The 13,907-nt window shown below is 42.3% G+C and carries 12 protein-coding genes and 1 tRNA gene; 4 read left to right on the top strand and 9 right to left on the bottom strand.

Features of this window, described 5'->3' with window-relative positions:
- Positions 1 to 201 precede the first annotated feature (201 nt).
- From H8K33_RS01900 to H8K33_RS01890, 3 genes are all read left to right on the top strand, one after another.
- Positions 202 to 1,281 (top strand): response regulator, encoded by a 1,080-nt coding sequence (locus H8K33_RS01900; RefSeq protein ID WP_186889280.1) that lies wholly within the window; start codon positions 202 to 204, stop codon positions 1,279 to 1,281.
- 153 nt (positions 1,282 to 1,434) lie between these two features.
- Positions 1,435 to 2,676: a polyhydroxyalkanoate depolymerase gene (locus H8K33_RS01895; protein ID WP_186889279.1), complete on the top strand. Its 1,242-nt coding sequence runs from the start codon at positions 1,435 to 1,437 to the stop codon at positions 2,674 to 2,676.
- Positions 2,677 to 2,860: 184 nt separating this feature from the next.
- On the top strand, positions 2,861 to 3,376 hold the full coding sequence (locus H8K33_RS01890) for a C40 family peptidase (protein WP_186889278.1): 516 nt from the start codon (positions 2,861 to 2,863) through the stop codon (positions 3,374 to 3,376).
- Positions 3,377 to 3,379: 3 nt separating this feature from the next.
- On the opposite strand, the gene H8K33_RS01885 is transcribed toward H8K33_RS01890, so the two are convergent.
- The 9 genes from H8K33_RS01885 to H8K33_RS01845 all read right to left on the bottom strand — a co-directional run bounded on the left by H8K33_RS01885 (position 3,380) and on the right by H8K33_RS01845 (position 12,794).
- Complete coding sequence (locus H8K33_RS01885) at positions 3,380 to 4,324, bottom strand: patatin-like phospholipase family protein (RefSeq protein WP_186889746.1); 945 nt, start codon at positions 4,322 to 4,324, stop codon at positions 3,380 to 3,382.
- Between the two features lie 89 nt (positions 4,325 to 4,413).
- Positions 4,414 to 4,503, bottom strand: a tRNA-Ser gene (locus H8K33_RS01880).
- 130 nt (positions 4,504 to 4,633) lie between these two features.
- Complete coding sequence (locus H8K33_RS01875; RefSeq protein WP_186889277.1) at positions 4,634 to 6,664, bottom strand: putative bifunctional diguanylate cyclase/phosphodiesterase; 2,031 nt, start codon at positions 6,662 to 6,664, stop codon at positions 4,634 to 4,636.
- Positions 6,664 to 7,845: an EAL and HDOD domain-containing protein gene (locus tag H8K33_RS01870; RefSeq protein WP_186889276.1), complete on the bottom strand. Its 1,182-nt coding sequence runs from the start codon at positions 7,843 to 7,845 to the stop codon at positions 6,664 to 6,666. Before H8K33_RS01870 ends, H8K33_RS01875 begins: the two co-directional genes overlap by 1 nt.
- Before the next feature lie 205 nt (positions 7,846 to 8,050).
- Positions 8,051 to 9,316 carry a radical SAM family heme chaperone HemW gene (gene hemW / locus H8K33_RS01865; protein ID WP_186889275.1) on the bottom strand — a complete coding sequence of 422 codons (1,266 nt, stop codon included), beginning with the start codon at positions 9,314 to 9,316 and terminating at the stop codon, positions 8,051 to 8,053.
- Complete coding sequence (gene rdgB, locus H8K33_RS01860) at positions 9,313 to 9,897, bottom strand: RdgB/HAM1 family non-canonical purine NTP pyrophosphatase (protein WP_186889274.1); 585 nt, start codon at positions 9,895 to 9,897, stop codon at positions 9,313 to 9,315. The genes hemW and rdgB overlap by 4 nt, the downstream gene beginning before the upstream one ends.
- A 100-nt stretch (positions 9,898 to 9,997) precedes the next feature.
- Entirely contained in the window at positions 9,998 to 10,726 is a 729-nt protein-coding gene (gene rph, locus H8K33_RS01855; protein ID WP_186889273.1) for a ribonuclease PH, read from the bottom strand.
- A 4-nt stretch (positions 10,727 to 10,730) separates the two neighbouring features.
- Positions 10,731 to 11,666: a PP2C family protein-serine/threonine phosphatase gene (locus H8K33_RS01850; RefSeq protein WP_186889272.1), complete on the bottom strand. Its 936-nt coding sequence runs from the start codon at positions 11,664 to 11,666 to the stop codon at positions 10,731 to 10,733.
- Positions 11,667 to 11,780: 114 nt separating this feature from the next.
- On the bottom strand, positions 11,781 to 12,794 hold the full coding sequence (locus H8K33_RS01845) for a serine/threonine protein kinase (protein WP_186889271.1): 1,014 nt from the start codon (positions 12,792 to 12,794) through the stop codon (positions 11,781 to 11,783).
- A gap of 178 nt (positions 12,795 to 12,972) precedes the next feature.
- Here H8K33_RS01845 and H8K33_RS01840 point away from each other — a divergent pair, with 178 nt between their 5' ends.
- Positions 12,973 to 13,875, top strand: coding sequence for a YicC/YloC family endoribonuclease (locus tag H8K33_RS01840; RefSeq protein WP_186889745.1), 903 nt, complete (start codon positions 12,973 to 12,975; stop codon positions 13,873 to 13,875).
- Positions 13,876 to 13,907: the final 32 nt, after the last annotated feature.

The following is a 13,907-nucleotide window of genomic DNA, read 5'->3' as shown; positions in this document are numbered from 1 at the left end:
ACAAGTAGCTAAAAAGTACCCACACCGGCTCAGGCTGGCATATAGTTCAATTGCTCTTTCATTTTATGAAATGACAGAAAACTCAAGCAGAAATTTGATGGCATGTGTCGAATTTCAAGATGGCAGCTGTTAATATCAAGCCAGATAAACTTCACTCTCCAAAATAAATTGCACATTGATCCCACTATTAAGAGAATTCTGTTGGCCGAAGATGACGACTTCAATCAGGAGATTGCAGCGGAATTATTAAGCCAACGTGGATATGAGCTCACTGCGACAAATAATGGTCAGCAGCTACTCGCCGAGCTACTCGCCAGGCCAATTGGATTTTATCCTTTGATACTGATGGATATAGAGATGCCAGTGATGGATGGTTACCAAGCAACTCAAGAGATTCGGAAAAATTCTTTATACGAATACATTCCTATCGTTGCCTTAACTGCGCATCATTCAGAAGCGACAAGAACGCGTTGCCGGGAAGTTGGTATGCAAGACTTCATCAGTAAACCTTTCGACCCTGAAGTCCTATATGAGAAATTGGAAAAATGGTTAGGCAACAAAGGCAATAGTGAATTCGAAATAGCGAGCAACGCAATTCCTCACGACAGTAAATTTCCGTTTCTACCTAAATTGGTGCACATCGATACGGAACGTGGTTTCCAACTTTCTGGAAGCAATCAACAACTCTACCTACAATTACTGAAGCGCTTTGTCGAAACTCAGCCAACTACCGTGAATCAGTTAACGCATGCTTCCATATCCGAAGTATCAACTGAAAACTTTAAGCGCTTAATTCACACCACAAAAAGTATCTGCGCCACGATAGGCGCAAGCAATACAGCAAGCAGATTCGAAGAACTAGAAAACTTATTGAGAGACGCAGCAGTCAATCATCATACGAGTGAGTTAAGTAGTTATCTCGATGACGCTAAGACATCTTTAGAACACGCTATTGCAGAAGTGCTCCACTATTTACACTCGCAAGAAAAAACAGCAGTGACAAGCACTCAACAAACAAGCGCTTTAATCAATCTACCTGCTCTTTCAGAGCAGTTTATTGCCCTACTTCAAGCAGCCGACACTGAGGCGATTGATTTTTTTCAAAAGTACAAAGCTGACTTAATGATGGCCTTGAGCACATCGACATTTGCTGCATTATCGGATGCTGTTTCTGAGTATGATTTTGACAAAGCGATTCTTCTGATGAGCAATGCTGACCGTGCAGATAATGCAAGCAATGAGATTAAAGGGAATAAAATTCCCAATAAAGAATCAAATTAAAAACCCAATTTAATAACATGCGCGAGGAAAAATATATTTATGACGCACCGCAATAATTTTAGCGTTATACTAGGCTCATCTTGTCCATTGCTAGAATCCAAAAAATCAATGCAATAGGAAAGCAATTCCGTCAACAACAGGGAAAATGCGAACATGCTTTATCAATTTCATGAATTAAATCGCTCTTTTTTGACACCTCTCACAAAATGGGCAGAGGCATCATCAAAATTATTTGCGAATCCTATCTCTCCACTAGCATATACCCCGTATTCGCAGAGAATGGCCGCTGCTTACGAGTTGGTATATCGTCTTGGTAAAGAATATGAAAAACCACAGTTCAACATTCAATCAACCAAGATCGCAGACGAGACGATCGAGATCATTGAAGAAATAGCGCTCGCAAAACCATTTTGTAAGCTCATCAATTTCAAGAAAAATTCTACCGACAGTAAACGTAAAGCCAACAAGCTTCAACAACCAAAAGTATTAATCGTTGCACCATTATCTGGTCACCATGCGACCTTATTGCGTGACACGGTTCGAAGTTTATTGCCTACGCATGATGTGTATATTACCGACTGGATCGATGCAAGAATGGTCCCCCTTTCGGCTGGGCCATTTCACTTGCACGACTACATCTACTATGTACAAGAATTCATTCGTCACCTAGCTCCAGACTTGCACGTTATTTCAGTTTGTCAGCCGACTGTTCCTGTATTAGCTGCAATTTCCTTGATGGCAAGTGAGAATGATCCTGCATTACCAAAAACAATGACGATGATGGGTGGACCAATTGATCCGCGCAAATCACCAACACAGGTCAATACACTGGCAACCGAGAAGAAATTTTCTTGGTTTGAAAATTCCGTCATTTACAATGTTCCTGCCAATTACCCTGGTTTCGGACGCAAAGTTTATCCAGGCTTTTTACAGCACGCCGGATTCGTCGCAATGAATCCAGACCGTCATGCACAAAGTCATTGGGATTTTTATCAACATCTGATTCAAGGTGATGATGAGTCAGCTGAACAACATCGAAAATTCTACAATGAATACAATGCCGTATTAGATTTGCCGGCAGAGTATTATCTGGAAACGATCAAAACAGTTTTCCAAGAATTTAGCTTACCGCGCGGTACTTGGGATGTGCAGGGAAAGCTAGTCCGCCCGCAAGATATCAAAACAGTCGCACTATTTACGGTTGAAGGTGAGCTTGACGATATTTCAGGTGCTGGCCAGACTCAAGCTGCGCATGAGCTTTGCAGCAATATTCCTGCGTCCATGAAACAAGATTTTGTAGCGCCAGGATGTGGTCACTATGGTATTTTTTCAGGTCGAAAATGGCGAGAAATTGTATGCCCTAAAGTGATCGCTTTCATGGAAAAGCACGCTTAATCTTCGAGAAATACTTGCACCAAAGAGCAGCTTCGGCTGCTCTTTTTTATTTGCATAAAGGTCAATTAGCCCAAGACTTTAATCTACGTTATACTCAACCCTTTCCGTAAACCAAAATTGATCGAACTCAATAGCAAGAACCACACTCGTTCTTGATGATTGTTTCATCATTTTTTGATAATTCATGAAAAAATTTAGTGCTCTTTTTGTTTCTATCGCATTCGGACTTTGCTGGTCTAATGTGCACGCACAATCAGAAACACCAGCAGAAAGCTCGACAACGTTTTCCGCTTTAAAAGACTTACGAGATCGCACCTCCGACCTCACCATCAATGCGATGAGCCTGCTTGGCATTAAATATAAACGCGGTGGCGACAGCCCAGAAAATGGCTTGGATTGCAGCGGTTTTGTGCGATTCGTATTTAGAAATTCAAGCGAGACAGAACTTCCAAGAACGGCAAAAGAAATTAGTAATAAAGGTGATAAGGTTGCGCCAAAAGACATTAAGCCCGGAGACCTTGTGTTCTTTAATACACTAAAAAAAAGCTTCTCCCATGTTGGGATCTATTTAGGGGATAGCAAGTTTATCCACGCACCATCTGCGGGTGGCAAGGTGCGGATAGAGAGTATGAATGTCGCGTATTGGAAAAAACGGTTTAACGGTGCACGAAGAATTAACGAAGACGAAGTCAAAAATTAAGTTTTACTTCTCTTGAAATGCCCTAATTTTCTCTTTCAACTCAGGAATTATCGCATTTGCAGCACGCTCCCCAGCCAAAATGGCAAGATTGCGACCGTTGAAATCATTTCCCTTCATACTGGGAAGATCAGGCTTGATCACCACATCAGCGTTCTTCAACTCAAACTGATTCAAACTTTGTCCCATAATAGTAAAAGTTTGCATCAGAATTTCTAAAGAGCTGCTCGCGGCTTGCCCTTCTGGCGCAGACGAAATATTCACTGCGATAACAATATCTGCCCCCATATCACGCGCAAACCGAACTGGCACAGGCGAAACTAATCCGCCATCAACATAATATCGATCATTGATTTTCACCGGTTGAAACACCCCGGGCACGGAGGATGATGCGCGTACAGCTAAGCCTGTATTACCTCTCTGAAAAAGAATAGGCGTACCAGTATTTAAGTCAGTAGCAACGGCACCAAAAGGTTTCTTTAATTTTTCAATTGAGGATTGCCCCACCATGCGATTCACATAATGTTGTAATGCCTCACCTTTAAGAACACCACTACTTTTAGAGAAGAATGGCAAAGACCAATCGGAAATTGTCGCCTCATCCATATCTAATGCCATCTTCTGCAAAGCAAATCCATTGTTACCCGCAGCATACATAGCACCGACCACACTTCCAGCACTGGTTCCCACAATTAAATCAGGAAATATTCCTTGAGCTTCCAGCACTTTAATGACGCCGATATGCGCAAATCCTCGAGCAGCTCCACCACCCAAAGCCAAACCAATACGCACTGGTTTGAGCACTTTCGGTGCGGGGGATAACTCGATCTTCGCTGGTAATTTTGGCACAGACACTGGCACAGGTGCTGGACTCGCACATCCCAAAAGTATCAATGCAGAAAACCATAGAAAAACAGCCTGACTTGAGTAGACAGTAAGCAACTTGCGCATAAATAAAAAATGGAATTTTGAGATGGTCGTTTCCTGCACTGAAAGCACTAAGGAAAGAGAAATATCGGTAGAGGAAAGAATCGCTAAATTGGCGGAAGCGGTGAGATTCGAACTCACGAAGGGCTCTCACCCTCGCTAGTTTTCAAGACTAGTGCCTTCAACCGCTCGGCCACACTTCCGTCTTTAGCAACTAAGGAGATCAGCTGCTTTCACAACCAATCTTCTAAGCCCAAGATTATATCTGAATTTTAAAAATTTAGGCAGATTTTTGTAATTTTTGTGCGAGATACTTTCAGAATACTATCCAGATCAAAATATGATCGACGGTAAGCTAATCTTTTTTGAAATCAAGTCAGAAAAAACATCGACATTTAAAGGGCGAGAAAATAAATAGCCTTGAATTTCATCACAACCCATTTTTTGCAAGAAAGCGAACTGCTCTCTGTTTTCAACACCCTCTGCAATAACGCGATGTTTCATTTGCTTCGCCATGCTAATAATCGCGCTGGCGATCGCACAATCGTCGATATCATCAGGAATACCTTGGATAAAAGAGCGATCAATTTTTAACGTATCTATCGGAAATTTCTTCAAATACGACAAACTAGAATAACCAGTACCAAAATCATCTAAAGCCAGCTTAACGCCTTGCGCGGTAATCTCCGACATAATTTTCACAACGCCATCAGCATTTTGCATCAACATGCTTTCGGTTATTTCCAACTCCAACCAATGCGGTGAGATTTGGTGTCGCGCCAATGCTTGCTTCACACGTTCAGCCAGAGAATCTGTAAACTCTTTAGCCGACACATTGACCGCTATGCGAAATGGCGCAATACCCGCATCTTGCCAAATCTTAGCCTGAGCGCATGCGGTATCAAGTACCCACGCATCAATTTGCAAAATGAGATTCGTCTCCTCGGCGACCGAAATAAATTCGATGGGCGAAATAATCCCATCTTTCGGATGAGCCCAACGAATCAACGCTTCGGCACCCAGCACTTGTCCAGTATGAATATCGACCTTAGGTTGATATAAAAGGAAAAATTCATCTCGCTGCAACGCACGCCGCATTCCAGACTCAAGATAAAGACGACCAGCAATTAAACGATTCATCTCAACGTCGTAAAAAGCATAACTACCGCTGGCTTTTTCACTTTGTCGTTTTGCCTTAAACATGGCGATATCTGCTTTTTGCAGAAGTTCTTCGGCATCACTACCATCTTGCGGATAGATGCTAATACCAATACTGGCACCAAGGCGCAATTCATGACCATCAATCTGAAAAACCGATTCCAGTGTAGCCAACATTTTTTGCGCCACCAAACCAGTATGAAAATGCTGCTTAACATCGTGCAATGCAACCGCAAATTCATCACTTCCCAAACGCGCAATGACATCATTCTCACGCAGTGCAGAGCGAAAACGTTCTGCAACCTGTCTTAACAACAGATCTCCAATGCGATGTCCTAGTGTGTCATTAATTGGCTTAAACCGATTTAAATCAATGAACATTACAGAAATGGACACATCATTTCTTTGTCCCTGCTGCAAAGCATTGTCGATTAGTTTTTTAAATAAGGTGCGGTTTGGCAAATCAGTGAGAGGATCGTAATACGCCAAATGATTGATTTTTTCCTCTGAACGTTTTCTTTCGGTGATATCGCTCAAATAACCAATCATTCCAATTGGCTGCGACTTTTCGTCATAGAGCGTAGACAAACTCAAACTAGCCCAGAATATCTCACCAGTTTTTTTGCGACGGCGCACTTCCATCTCGCGCCCACCACGCTCCAAAAAAATATCGTGATTTAAGCCATCTTCTTCATCGGCATCATAAAGAAATAAGATATTTTCGCCAATTGCCTCTTGCGCGGCATATCCAAACAGACGCTCCGCCCCCAAATTCCAACTCAAAATAAAACCAGCGAGATCCATCGTAATTACAGATTCGTGAATTTGATCAAGTATTTGAGTGTGTATCGATTGTGCTCGTATTGCGGCATCAAATCGTGCATGCAGCGCTAACCTAGAATTAAATAGCTTCGCGGTCATCGAAGTCAGGAAATTGAGTTTTTCCAGATCATCTTCAGAAATATGGCCATGCTTACCTGACAGAACATAATAATGTTCTGCATAAATTTGCCGACAAATTACATCACTCGAACCAGGTATTTGTTTAGTGAATCTCAGGTCCGACTCAATAAAAATCAATTGCCCGACTCGACTGACTGCCCGATTGACTGCATCAACTAACTCATCATCTGCGTAACATAAAATCGCCTCGCAAAGCTCGCTACCGATTGAGAATTCATGTTGCAAATCAAGCGTGGGACGCATCACATATCCTGACAAACTTGATTGACCCAAGCATATGCATGGATCAAATGATTGTAGTAACTTTCAAGCGAAAGCTCGCAAATATTCATCGTTGCAGCATGCTCCGTGGATATCAAACGATCAGAGGCTTCCACTAATCGCAAACATTCACCGAGAGAACCATTCTTTTCAATTAATGCGTTACGCACCTCATCAGACAAACTAAGTGGTTTAACGATTTCCCACAACGGACAGGCAAACAACAAATCCAATAAAGAGAACATACCAACCATGAATGCTGCATCTTGCGCATCTCGATCGCCACCTTGCTCGCGACACATCGCTTCCATCATACTTGCCCGATAGGCTGCTCGCAGCATCAAGGGATTCAAACTCGTTCCCTGTCCACTTTGACGAGCATAGAGGAGCAATTGCAACCAACGCTGTAACTGTCGGCGTCCCAATAGGTTAATCGCCTGCACAAAACTATTCACTGTGACAGTCTGTGCGAACGCAGCGGAACTCACTAACTTAAACAACATATAAGACAAGCTTGGATCTTGTTTAAAGAGGCTTTCTAATTCTTTCGCATCAGCATCCTTCGACACCAAACCCAACAATTTCAAGAGACGCGACCTGGCACTGGGATCTGCGCTACGCGCCTGATTGGAAGGAGAAAATGCAAAATCACCAGAGAAAAAACTAAATCCTGCGTTTTGCGCTTGTTCGAAACTTTGAATTGTCGATAAATTCTTAGCCAGATGTTGACTGTGCTGAAGACTGAGAATCCAAGGCTGAACATGTGAGGGAACACCAGCGCCACAATTAGCTGCGATTCCACGCGTATCGGGCCATAGCAATTGAGATTTAGAATTAAATTCATCCATCATCAGCCTGGCACCAGATTGATGCAAATGCTTTAAAAACTGCTGAGACTCTTTCGATTCACAGTTCGATTCGCGAAAACAGAGAACCACGTATTTAAGGTAGTCACGCTTTTCAAAATCAAGCGGTAAACTTAAAGGATTATCGAAGGGAACGAAAAATAAAAGAGGAGAAAGCGATTCAAAAAAATTAATTTGACTTAAATAAGAGAGCAATGCCAAAGATTGCTCATCACTATTTTCAATAAAGCTAGGTATCAACCCAAGTATTTTTTGCTGATTGCTCACGACCGGCAATAAAGTAGCAATTGGAATCATTAAATCCACATTCCCTATTATCTAATTTTTATAATCAAGTGCTATAAAGCAATTTATCTCTTGATAGTAAGTTGAAAATTACACAATTGCAAGTGCATTTCCAGCAAAAATTAGAAAAACTCGACTTTATTATTGATACAACTAAAAAATAGAAACAGATTGTCAAATATGGCTAAGAAATACAGCTCAAATTACTGCCTGAAAATCACAAAAAGATCGACTGCAAATCATTTAAAAAACGACGTCCAAGTTCTGTTGGTTGTATTTTCAAATGATCTCGTAAAAGCAAACCGCGTTGCTCTGCTTGGTTGAGTGGCGTTTCAATGGAGTTAAGTAGTAATCCAGTACGCTCATAAAAAAGCGCAGCATCGAAACCTTGATTCAACCGTAAAGTATTTAACATAAACTCAAACGCCAAATCATTTTTCGAAATTTCATGGCTCTCTTGAACTGGATGTCCACCTGCTACCGCATCCATATACATCTTAGGTTGCTTATGTCGGACTTGCCGGATAATGCGGTTAGGAAATGACAATTTTGAATGCGCGCCAGCACCGATCCCAAGATAATCACCAAAATTCCAATAATTTAAATTGTGGCGCGACGCCTTACCTGCTTTTGCGAACGCGGAAACTTCGTAATGCTCATATCCTGCAGCCGCCATTCTTAGCTGTATTTGCTCTTGCATCTCGGCACTGAGATCATCGTCAGGAATTGCGGGAGGATACTTTGCAAAATAAGTATTTGGTTCTAGGGTTAAATGATAAAGCGATAAGTGATTAGCTTGAAAACTTAAGGCTATTTCTAAATCAGCGATTGATTCTGCGATGGTCTGCGAAGGCAAGGCAAACATCAAATCTAAATTGAAATTGTCAAAATTTTCCTGCGCGATAGCAATTGCACGTTGCGCTTCATCACCGTTGTGGATGCGTCCCAATGCCGATAAATGCTTGGAATCAAAACTTTGAATACCAATCGACAAACGATTAACACCACTACGTCGATACTGCTTGAATTTTTCAGCTTCGAAAGTACCAGGATTTGCTTCCATCGTAATTTCTGCTGCAGAATCAATCGGTAACAAGGTACGCACATCAGAAAACAAACGATCGAGGCCAGCCGCTGACATCAAACTTGGGGTTCCTCCGCCGATAAAGATCGTATAAATCTTTCGTCCCCAGATCATCGGCAAAGCTGCCTCTAAATCTGAGCGCACCGCATCTAAGTAAGCCTGTTCATCAAACTGATTTTTCACTTCGTGCGAATTGAAGTCACAGTAAGGACATTTCTTCACGCACCATGGAAAGTGTATGTACAAAGATAATGGTGGCAAGGATTGCAGGCTGATAGCGCCGGGGGTCAGGTATTGTTGCTGCACTAAAGCAGGAACTTCACTGATATTCGTTCGCCTGCCCTTTCCAGTTTCGTCAGAACTTGTTTGAGAAACTGGTATAGGCTTAATCGGGATCATTGTAATTTTTTAAGTAATTCTTGTAGGGCTAGAGCACGGTGCGACAGGCTGTTTTTTTGCAGAGAATCTAATTGCGCGACGGTTTTTTTCAATTCAGGCAGATAAAAATAAGGGTCATAACCGAAGCCACCATCACCACTTGGGGTGTCAACAATCTCGCCATGCCAACGCCCATCCGCAATCACGGGTTGTGGATCTTGAGCGGAGCGCACATACACCAAAACACAATAATAGTAAGCAGATCGATCTTCATTATCTGCGAGCGCCTGAATCAACTTTTCATTATTACGCTGATCGGATTTTGGTTCTCCTGCATATCGCGCAGAAAACACACCTGGAGCTCCGCCTAAGGCGTTGACGCAGATTCCAGAATCATCTGCGATCGCTGGTAAACCAGTGAGCTGGGATGCATGTCTTGCCTTCGCTAATGCATTCTCAACAAAGGTAAAGAATGGTTCTGGCGCATCAGGCACACCCAATTGCGCCTGCGCATACAAATCCATTCCCAACGGTGACAGAATTTGCTGAAATTCTTTCAACTTCCCAGCATTATTGGAAGCTAATACGATTTTTTGTTTCATGATACTTTTACTTGAATCTAGACCATTATCAGCCACGAAATTGATCAACACATTGGCCCCTCAATGAACCATTCATATTAGGGCGTGTTGACCTAACTACTTATATCGATAATATTTGTTTTTGTTTTGTGATGATGTCTTGAATGCCTATTTGTGCCAAATCCAGCAATTGATTCAGCACTTGGCGATTAAATGCAGCACCCTCTGCTGTTCCCTGCACTTCAATAAAATGATTATTTTCATCCATGACCACATTCATATCAGTATCACAAGCAGAGTCTTCCGGATAATCAAGATCTAAAACTGGAACGCCCTTGAAAACACCCACTGAAATCGCAGCCACAAAATGCTTCACTGGAATAGCGCTAATTACGCCTTGTGCCTGTAATTTTGCAAACGCATCGTAAGCGGCAACCATCGCACCAGAAATCGCTGCAGTACGTGTGCCACCATCGGCTTGAATGACATCACAATCCAGATGAAGTGTTCGTTCACCGAATTTTTCCAAATCAAATGCTGCACGTAGTGAGCGACCTATCAGACGCTGAATCTCTTGGGTTCGTCCAGATTGCTTGCCTTTCGCAGCTTCTCTATCCATACGCGTATGAGTAGAACGTGGCAACATGCCATATTCAGCGGTCAACCACCCTTGGCCTTTGCCCTTCAGAAAACCAGGCACTTTATCTTCGATTGAAGCGGTGCAAATCACTTTGGTATCGCCAAATTCAACCAGAACAGAGCCCTCTGCATGTTTCGTAAATTGTCTGGTGAAGCAAACTGTCCGCATAGAATTGGCGGCACGTCCACTTGGACGCAATAAATCGGTCATAAATTTAACTCTTATTTGTTATTTTGGTTGAATTGTGAATTGCATTTCGAATTTCATCGATCGCTTTCTCAATTTCTTCATCATTAAAAATATCGTCTTCGCTCGCGCCATCTTCACCGTCCATGGGGACTTGAATCGTGGTCGCAATTGAACCAACTGGTAAAGTGTTCGTTGAAATAATAGAAGAGTTTTCCAAGATATCATTCCCTTCCCACATCATTGCTAATGCCGTTGCATTGTCACCCTGCCGTCCTGCGATTTCAACCGCAGATCTGACTAGCTCAGGAATCGCACGCACAATTGTTTGCTCATGTAATTTCTGCGCCAAAATATGATCTGGCAACACGCCCCACAATCCATCTGAACACAACAACATCAAATCACCGGCTTGCAAAGATGCTCTGCGCGAAAGTTCAACAATCGGCGCGTTCGGCGCACCAAGGCAGTTAAACAGTTTATTGCGATCTGGATGCGTGTTTCGCTCCGAAGGATCTACTTTACCTTGCTCGATTAAAGTCTCTAAACGAGAATGATCTTTAGTCCGCAAGAGTATCTGTCCGTCACGCATCCAATACAAACGCGAATCACCGCAATGTGCCCAATACGCATTTCCATTTTGAATCAGACAGGCGACGATCGTGGTGCGCGGCGTTTCGGGTAAATTCTTTAATTGGCGAAAGCGATGAATTTCATTGTGCGCAGACAAAAAACCTTTTTCCAAAAAGCGCTCAGGCTTATCGATCATTGGATGCGCTTGTTTTTGAAATAGACTACCGATGGTTTGCATGGCAATCGTTGCGGCCATCTCGCCCATAATATGGCCACCCATACCATCCGCAAGTAACAATAGAATTGCATCACGAGTAAAACTATACCCCATGCGATCCTGATTGACCTTACGTCCGCCGATGTGACTTTCTTGATAGACTGAAAAGCGCATAAATTTATTATCTAAAGGATCAAATAACTTCAAAAATCAAATACGCTGAGCGATTGCAAGTTGTCAGCAATATTGGCGTTCTCGGAACAGTAAGCCTTAAATGGCCGGATAACATCAAGAAATCGTATCTTCTTGTATGGTTGTAAAATCCTTGTCGTCGGAATCCTTGTTATTTTTTCCGATCAAGGCAGAAATCTTCATCTTTGTACGCTCAAAAAAACCGATTTCCCGCTGTGGCGGAGCCTTCGTAGTGAGCGCCTTTTGCAAGGCAAAAACACTCTGAGGACGCTCCATTGGGTCAAGCTTCAAACACATACGAACCACATCAATCAGCTCAGAAGAATAAGTTCCTTCTAACTTCTTATAATGTGCTTCCATTTTATCGTTAGTTTTGCGTTGATCGGCGGGTTGAGGTGGCGCCCCGACCATACAGGCAAACATCGATGCACCAATACTATAAATATCAGTCCAAGGTCCTAAATTGCTGTTCTTTACATATAACTCTGGTGCAGCAAATCCTGGCGTGTACATAGGATATAGCTTGGGCATATCAGTTTTTAAAGTCTGACGAGCAGCACCAAAATCCAAAAGAATCGGCGTGCCGTCCATACGCAAATAAATATTGGCAGGTTTTAGATCAAGATGCAGCAACTTATTGGTGTGTACTTCACGTAAGCCATTCATCACCAAATTAAACATTTTGCGAATAAACCGTTCAGAAACCAATGGCTTTTCACCTTTATCACGGCGACGCAAGATATGCTCCTGCAAAGATCGTCCCGACTCATAGGCCATGACCATGTATACTGTCTCATTGGCACGAAAAAAGTTAATGACGCTAACCACATTCGGATGAGAAATACGCGCCAGCGCTCTGCCCTCTTCGAAAAAACATTTTAAGCCGATACGATAGACAGGAAAGTTTTCAGCAGAAATGGCTGGAACCAACTCACCAACTTGTCGTAACGCTAAAGAACTCGGTAAATACTCTTTAATCGCCACCGCATTACCATCTTCGTCGGACGCCAGATAAACAATACTAAAGCCACCAGAAGCAATTTTCTTTACAATACGGTATCCGGCGATTTCTAAACCATCCGGCAAAGGTGCGTTATTTTGTGCTGCCATAATAATTGTGATCCTACCCGGGAAGATTGCTGAAGCAAATTAGCTGAGAAAATACTACCTACATTGTACAGTGTCACTTTTGTGGCATCGAGATTTGCAAGATAAATAATCAATCAAATAATTAACAATTCGCATAATCGCAACACGAATCAAAGGAATTCAATTGAGCATTTTTAGCATGACTGGCTACGCTACCAGCACCAAAGAAACTGAGAACGGCACAATAACGATAGAAGTGAAGAGTGTCAATTCACGTTTTCTCGATTTGCAGTTTCGCATTAATGATGAGTTTCGCGCAATTGAACCCTTGTTTCGCGATGCATTAACGAAGAAACTAGTGCGGGGCAAAGTTGAATGCCGCTTTAGCTTTGGCAAGAAAAATGCCGACAATCATCAAAAATCTTTGAATCAATCCATCTTAGCGCAGTTAAAAGAGTTCCAAGATAATTTAAAGACCCACTTCCCTAACTCGCCTGAATTGAGTATTAATGATTTATTGCGTTGGCCAGGCGTCATCGAAGAAACAGAAATAAATTCTGAGCACTTACAAGACGAAATTAATAATGTGATTGCGCTAACAATACAAGAATTCATTGCGAGTCGTGAACGCGAAGGTGCTGCATTAACACAGGTATTACTACGTTGCGTTGACGAAATGGAATCGATTGTATTGAGAATTACACCTTTACTACCAACGGTACTTCAGCAATTCCAACAAAAATCCATCAATCGCTTAGAAGAAGCACTTGGCTTGGCCTTAGATAAACCAGATGGCAGCAACACACCAAGCATCTCACGCGACGAAGTGATGGACAGAATTCGCCAAGAAGTTACCATGTATGGCATTCGCATCGATGTCAACGAAGAGCTTGCGCGCTTGTCTGGTCACTTAACTGAAACTCGTCAGATCCTCAAAAAAGGTGGCCAAGTTGGAAAACGATTAGATTTTATGATGCAAGAATTAAATCGCGAGGCCAATACACTAGGCTCGAAAGCAGCACTCAAAGAATTAGCAGATGCATCAATGGAATTAAAATTATTGATTGAACAAATGCGTGAGCAAGTCCAAAATCTTGAATAAAGACATCGTAACTTTGCTGCTGACTAACACAT

Origin of the sequence: Affinundibacterium amnicola, assembly GCF_014284275.1 — a bacterium.
GTDB lineage: Bacteria > Pseudomonadota > Gammaproteobacteria > Burkholderiales > Burkholderiaceae_D > Undibacterium > Undibacterium amnicola.
Note: the sequence above shows the minus strand (reverse complement) of the source record. Positions and strands in the feature narration are given on the sequence as shown.

Bases quoted from the DNA above. Each gene is read 5' to 3' on its own strand.
- H8K33_RS01870 (WP_186889276.1), bottom strand. From the start codon at position 7,845: ATGATTCCAATTGCTACTTTATTGCCGGTCGTGAGCAATCAGCAAAAA.
- H8K33_RS01885 (WP_186889746.1), bottom strand. From the start codon at position 4,324: ATGCGCAAGTTGCTTACTGTCTACTCAAGTCAGGCTGTTTTTCTATGG.
- rdgB (WP_186889274.1), bottom strand. From the start codon at position 9,897: ATGAAACAAAAAATCGTATTAGCTTCCAATAATGCTGGGAAGTTGAAA.
- rph (WP_186889273.1), bottom strand. From the start codon at position 10,726: ATGACCGATTTATTGCGTCCAAGTGGACGTGCCGCCAATTCTATGCGG.
- H8K33_RS01850 (WP_186889272.1), bottom strand. From the start codon at position 11,666: ATGCGCTTTTCAGTCTATCAAGAAAGTCACATCGGCGGACGTAAGGTC.
- hemW (WP_186889275.1), bottom strand. From the start codon at position 9,316: ATGATCCCGATTAAGCCTATACCAGTTTCTCAAACAAGTTCTGACGAA.
- H8K33_RS01840 (WP_186889745.1), top strand. From the start codon at position 12,973: ATGACTGGCTACGCTACCAGCACCAAAGAAACTGAGAACGGCACAATA.
- H8K33_RS01875 (WP_186889277.1), bottom strand. From the start codon at position 6,664: ATGCGTCCCACGCTTGATTTGCAACATGAATTCTCAATCGGTAGCGAG.
- H8K33_RS01895 (WP_186889279.1), top strand. From the start codon at position 1,435: ATGCTTTATCAATTTCATGAATTAAATCGCTCTTTTTTGACACCTCTC.
- H8K33_RS01845 (WP_186889271.1), bottom strand. From the start codon at position 12,794: ATGGCAGCACAAAATAACGCACCTTTGCCGGATGGTTTAGAAATCGCC.
- H8K33_RS01890 (WP_186889278.1), top strand. From the start codon at position 2,861: ATGAAAAAATTTAGTGCTCTTTTTGTTTCTATCGCATTCGGACTTTGC.